Source organism: Bradyrhizobium sp. MI1.7 (assembly GCF_055811795.1).
Window position 1 is genome coordinate 1 of sequence record NZ_JBVVPO010000235.1, and the last position, 702, is coordinate 702.

Annotated in this window: 2 protein-coding genes; one reads left to right on the forward strand and one right to left on the reverse strand. The window is 62.1% G+C overall.

Features of this window, described 5'->3' with window-relative positions:
- The first annotated feature begins 198 nt into the window (after nt 1–198).
- On the forward strand, nt 199–381 hold the full coding sequence (locus AC0L3X_RS47300) for a hypothetical protein (protein ID WP_354100352.1): 183 nt from the start codon (nt 199–201) through the stop codon (nt 379–381).
- Between the two features lie 126 nt (nt 382–507).
- Here AC0L3X_RS47300 and AC0L3X_RS47305 read toward each other — a convergent pair.
- Nucleotides 508–702, reverse strand: a 195-nt coding sequence (locus AC0L3X_RS47305; protein WP_473317640.1) for a hypothetical protein, incomplete at its 5' end; no start/stop codon positions are given.

Consider the following 702-nt stretch of genomic DNA (forward strand, 5'->3'; position numbering starts at 1 on the left):
TCCATCGCTTTCGCGAATGCCGCATCGTCGTCAACAATATGCACCCACCCCGCCAACCCAGCCACTTCCTCTGTCACAGGTGGAGCGTATCGACCAAGTCACGCTGAGTAAGTTACCTTTGTTGGTTCTCTAGGGCATGGCTGGTCTGCTCCACTGAGAGGGGTATATGCACTTTGTGCCAGACCTGGGATGGCGGCCATGAATGAGCGCGACCAAGCGCGCTTCGTGGAGATGATCACCCGGTTCGTCGACGCACGATGTCGAACGCATCAGAGCGGACGCGAAAGGCATCAGGTTGAACATGCTTCGCCGTTTTCGCAGGACGGCGTCGTCAAGTCGGCGCGGATCACGGTCGTGGTGGCTCGGACCGTGTCGCAATGATGACGTGATGGCCGCTCCAAAAGTGGGGTCATACCCGCGACGAGTGATCGGCGATCAGAACGGCGGAAGACCCGGTGCACGAGCCGCTCCAGAGACGCCTCTAGCGCGCCGGGAAACTTCGGACGCTTATTTGAGCGGTGCTTCGCGCGCCGACTTCATGAGCAGCGCAACGTCGGCCTTCGAAATTGCGAAGCGGGCCGGATCGACCGGCGGGGCGAGCGGTGGTTCGATCAGCCGGCGCATGAGCCATTCGCGGAATTCCTGGCGCTCAAGGCGCAGCGCCGCCTTCAGGCCCGCCTGGAAGAACCGCTCGCGCTGCGC